The organism is Streptomyces sp. YS-3 (genome assembly GCF_045257485.1).
GTDB lineage: Bacteria > Actinomycetota > Actinomycetes > Streptomycetales > Streptomycetaceae > Streptomyces.
Genome location: NZ_JBJHPC010000532.1, coordinates 1 through 4,930, shown reverse-complemented (window position 1 = coordinate 4,930; position 4,930 = coordinate 1). Strand labels below are relative to the sequence as shown.

General features: G+C 74.5%; 3 protein-coding genes and 1 pseudogene. 1 reads left to right on the top strand and 3 read right to left on the bottom strand.

The annotated features are described in order from the left end of the window. The first annotated feature begins 125 nt into the window (after positions 1–125). A complete protein-coding gene (locus ACJA3G_RS29970; protein WP_406556178.1) occupies positions 126–2,729 on the top strand; it encodes an ATP-dependent RNA helicase in 2,604 nt (867 codons plus the stop codon). Positions 2,730–2,795: 66 nt separating this feature from the next. On the opposite strand, the gene ACJA3G_RS29965 is transcribed toward ACJA3G_RS29970, so the two are convergent. The 3 genes and pseudogenes from ACJA3G_RS29965 to ACJA3G_RS29955 form a co-directional block, all read right to left on the bottom strand. After that, positions 2,796–3,785, bottom strand: a complete 990-nt coding sequence (locus ACJA3G_RS29965) for a DUF3068 domain-containing protein (RefSeq protein WP_406556177.1) — start codon at positions 3,783–3,785, stop codon at positions 2,796–2,798. 56 nt (positions 3,786–3,841) lie between these two features. Then, entirely contained in the window at positions 3,842–4,000 is a 159-nt protein-coding gene (locus ACJA3G_RS29960) for an SPW_0924 family protein (RefSeq protein ID WP_406556176.1), read from the bottom strand. Positions 4,001–4,151: 151 nt separating this feature from the next. Beyond that, a pseudogene (locus ACJA3G_RS29955) lies at positions 4,152–4,930 on the bottom strand (lytic transglycosylase); the annotation flags it as partial.

The following is a 4,930-nucleotide window of genomic DNA, read 5'->3' as shown; positions in this document are numbered from 1 at the left end:
GGCGGGAGCCGGTTCGGCGGCGGGGCGGCGAGGTTGCCGGTGACGCGCCGGGACTAGTCATACAAACCAGCTGGTCTGTGGACGATCGGAAACCGGTCCGGGCCGGGACGTACGAAACTGTGGTCGTGATCCGAACCGACGCGATCGAGCGTCTTCCCGTTCGCCATGCCGTGCCCGAGCTGCTGAGCGCACTCGACGGGCGCGGCACGGCGGTCCTGTCCGCGCCCCCGGGCACCGGCAAGACCACGCTGGTGCCGCTGGCGCTGGCCGGGCTGACCGGGGCCGGCCCGCGGCGGCGGGTGCTGGTGGCCGAGCCGCGGCGGATGGCGGTCCGTGCCGCCGCCCGCCGGATGGCCTGGCTGCTCGGCCAGGAGGTCGGCGACGCGGTCGGGTTCTCGGTGCGCGGGGAGCGCCGCACCGGCCCCGGCACGGTCGTCGAAGTGGTGACCACCGGCGTCCTGCTGCAACGGCTGCAGCGCGACCCGGAGCTCGCGGGGGTGGACGTGGTGCTGCTCGACGAGTGCCACGAGCGCCATCTCGACGCGGACACCGCGATCGCCTTCCTCGTGGACGTACGGGCCGCCCTGCGCCCGGAGCTCCGGCTGATCGCCGCGTCCGCCACCAGCGACGCGGAGGCCTGGGCACACCTTCTGGCCATGGCCGATGGCTCGGAGCCCGCCCCGGTGGTGCGCAGTACGGGACAGGGCCACGGGGCGGCGGTCCACTACGCCCCGCCGCCCGCCGGGATCCGCCCGCCCCACGGCACCTGGGTGGACCCCCAGCTGCTGCGTCATGTCGCGGCGACGGTCCGGCTGGCCCTGGAGGAGCACGAGGGCGATGTGCTCTGCTTCCTGCCGGGCACCGGCGAGATCGCCCGGACGGCCGGGATGCTGGACGGGGTGGACGCGGACGTCCTCCAGTTGCACGGGCGGGCCCCGGCGGCGGTCCAGGACGCGGTGCTGCGCGGCGGCGAGGGACGGCGGCGGGTGGTCCTGGCGACCTCCGTGGCCGAGTCCAGTCTGACCGTGCCCGGGGTGCGGATCGTGGTCGACTCGGGGCTGGCCCGCGAACCGCGTGTGGACCACGCCCGGGGACTCGGGTCGCTGGCGACCGTGTCGGTGTCGGACGCCGGGGCGACCCAGCGACTGGGCCGCGCGGGCCGGGAGGCGTTCGGCACGGTGTACCGGTGCTGGGCGCCGGCCGACGACGCCCGGCGCCCGCGCTTCCCCTCCCCCGAGATCAAGATCGCGGACCTGGCGTCCTTCGCCCTACGGGTGGCGTGCTGGGGCGATCCGAGCGCCGAGGGGCTGGCACTGCTCGACGCCCCGCCGGCCGGGGCGATGGCGGCGGCCCGTTCCGTCCTGACCGCGATCGGCGCGCTGGACGCGGACGGCCGGGCCACCGAAAGGGGCGTACGGATGGCCGGGCTCGGGGTGCACCCACGGCTGGCCCGCGCGCTCCTCGACGGCACGGCCGAGGTGGGCGCGCGCCGGGCGGCCGAGGTGGTGGCGCTGCTGAGCGAGGAGCCTCCGAGGGAGTACGGGGACGACCTGGCGGCGGCGTGGCGCACGGCCCGCCGGGGCGGCGACGGATACGGGGCGCGCTGGCGCCAGGAGGTACGGCGGCTGACGTCGGCGGTGACGGGCGCGGGTCCGGTGCCCCCGTCGCCCGGTGGCTCCGGCTCCGGGAGCCCGGCGGGGCCGGGACCAGGGCTCACGCCCGGGTCGGGCGCGGGGTCCTGCATGGGGGCGCGGTCGGACGATGCCGTCGCCGGGCTGATCACCGCGCTGGCGTTTCCGGAGCGGGTGGCCCGGGCGCGGGGTGAGGGCTCGTTCCTGATGGTGTCCGGCACCCGGGCCGAGCTGGGCCGGGGGTCCGGGCTGCGCAGTGCGGACTGGCTCGCGGTGGCCGTGGCGGACCGACCGGTGCAGGCCGCCTCGGCGCGGGTGCGGCTGGCCGCCGTCGTGGACGAGGGCATCGCGCGCCTGGCGGCCGGGCCGCTGGGGGCCGAGGGTGAGGAGGTGCGCTGGGAGGACGGCGACGTGGTCGCCCGTCAGGTGGCGCGGCTGGGCGCGGTGGAGCTGTCGGCGCGGCCGTTGAAGCAGCCCGACCCGGCTCTGGTGCGACAGGCCCTCCTGGACGGGCTGGGCAGGGAGGGCACCGGGCTGCTGCGGTGGTCCCGGGAGGCCGCGGGGCTGCGGGAGCGGTTGGCGTTCCTGCACCGGACGCTGGGCGAGCCGTGGCCGGAGGTGTCGGACGGGGCGCTGCTCGCGCGGGCCGAGGAGTGGCTGGAGCCGGAGCTGTCCCGGGCGCGCCGCCGGGCGGATCTGGGGCGGCTGGACGCGGGGCAGGCGCTGACACGGCTGCTGCCGTGGGCGGGCGGCGAGGCGGCGCACCTGGACGAGCTGGCCCCGGAGCGCATCGAGGTGCCGAGCGGGTCGCGGATCAGGGTGGAGTACGGGGGCGCTCAGCCGGTGCTCGCGGTGAAGCTCCAGGAGATGTTCGGGCTGGAGGGGACGCCGGAGGTCGCCGGGGTGCCGGTGCTCATACATCTGCTGTCCCCGGCGGGCCGGCCCGCCGCCGTCACCGCGGACCTGGCGAACTTCTGGCGGGAGGGGTACCGGGCGGTCCGCGCCGAGCTGCGCGGGCGCTATCCCAAGCACCCCTGGCCGGAGGATCCCTCGCAGGCCCGGCCGACGCGCCACACCAACGCCCGGCTCAAGCGCTGACCCGCGCTGACCCGCGCGAACGCGGGCCGCTCTGCCGAGGCAACCGCCCGGCGCCGGGCGCCGAGGTCACGCCCCGACCGGCTCGGGCTCTGCGGGGGCCGTCGGGGCCGGGACGGCGGGGCGGCGGCTGCGGGCCTCCAGCCACAGGGAGAGGGCGAGCAGTGCGGCGCCGAGTCCGGCGAAGCCCCAGGGGAGATAGGAGGTGAGCAGCAGGATCAGCGTGCGGTTCTTCTTGATCAGGGCGACCGTGTGGTCGACGTAGTCCTCGCGCATCTTCACATGACCGGAGAAGGCGGTGATCTTGTCTTGGCCGAACAGAGCCGTGGCGTTGCGGAGCTCCTCCTGATGGATCTCCTCGCCGTTGACCGGTCCGCCGGTCACGGGGTCGATCCAGAACATCCTCTTGGTGGAGTACCACCGGGTCAGCCCGGTCTGCTGGGCGATCTCAGGGGTGACTCCGAGGGGCATCGCCTTGGGGAAGGGGACCTGGGTCCAGGGGACGGTCTGCTCGAAGTAGTAGACCTTCAGGCCATGGAAGGTGACCGTCCCCTTGTAGTGGATGGGGTTGGTGGTGCGGGTCTGGGCGTCGAAGTACTCGTAGTCCCGCTTCTCGGTGAGGAAGGGCCATTTGAACTCCAGGCCCTCGCGCTTGACCGGGTCGCCGTCGACCATTTCGCCGGTGGCGTGGACGGGGGCCTGGGTGTGGGCGTCGAAGACATAGCGTTCGGGGATGCGGGAGACGAACTGGCCCTTGTCGTCGAGGACATACGACAGCGAGTCCCACACGACGACGTCCTTGCCCGCGGTCTTCTCGATCTTCCGGGACTCCTCGACGTTGCCCTTGAGGGTCTGCACGATGGTCACCTTGGGGACCGTCACGGACTTGAGCTGCTTGTAGTCGATGAGGGTGGCGTTCCTGGCCTCCAGGACCGTCTCCTGGTACTGGCTGGGCGGGACCTTGGCGAGCCGGGGGAAGGCATACCAGCGCAGCAGCGGTGAGAGGGCCGCGAAGAAGACGGCGAGGGCGAGCAGGATCAGGCTGGCTTTGCGTCGCATGCGGCCGGCTCTCCTCTACTTCTGCTACGGCTCTGCTTCTGCTACGGCTGCTTCTGCTACGGCTTCCCGGGCGGGACGGCGCCGGGGGCGGTGGGGACGGTGGTGAGCAGCGGCTTGGGCGAGGTGGTGCCCTCGGGGCCGCCGATCGCCGAGACGGTCAGGACGATGGCGAGGGCGGCGGCGAGTCCGATGGCCGCGGCGACGAGGGCGCGCATGCTCGGCCTCCCGGAGCTGATGGGGCGTCAGGGTTGGGGCACGGTAGCAACGCGGGGGTGAGATGAGAACACGCGGGACCGCCCCCGCTGCACGGGCGGCAGCGGGGGCGGTACGAGGAACGGCGGCGGGAGGCCGCGGGAGGTGGGGTGGTCAGGCGACCTTGAGCTGGATGTCGAGGGTGGCGCCGCCGGGGGTGGTGAGGCGGAGCACAAAGGTCCCGGTCTGGCCGTCCGCGTAGATCTTGGGGAGCCGCAGCACGCCCTTGGCGTCGGTCTTCAGGTCCTTGAGGGACCGGATGGGGTTGCCCTTCTCGTCCTTGAAGTAGGGGCCCTTGTCGTTGGTCCTGGCATCGGCGGCCGGGGTGCCGGCGGCGGGCGCGTCCGGCGTGACGATCATCGCGGCGGCGACGGCGATCCCGGGGACGACGGCTCCCTTGTACGTGGCCTTGACCTCCACGGAGTCGGCGAACTCCGCGCCGGGGGCGGCCGTCAGCTCCTTGGTGTCGGTGCGCGCGAGGGCGTCCGCCTGGCGGGCGTTGACGGTGGCGGTCCACTTGATCTCGGGCAGGGAGGCGCCGACGACGGTGGCCTGGACGGTGAAGGTGCCGCTCTGCTCGCCCGCTACCAGAGCGGGCGCGGTGGCGCGGCCGTCGGCGCCGGTGGTGACCGTGACCTGATTGGCGCCGCCCGGGAAGCGGGCTTCGGTGGTGCCGACGACCTGGAAGCGCACGGTGGCCTTGCCCATCGGCCGGCCGAACTGGTCCTTGACCCGTGCCGTGGGCTGCCCGGCGAAGGAGGAGCCCGCGGTGGCCGTCAGGGGCGCGGTGCCCGCGTCCTCGAAGGTGCTCGCCTGCTTCGACGGCAGCGGCCTGGGCGAGCTGGGCTCGCTCGGGGCCGGCTTGGAGGGGTGCGGGCGCGACGGTGTGGGGC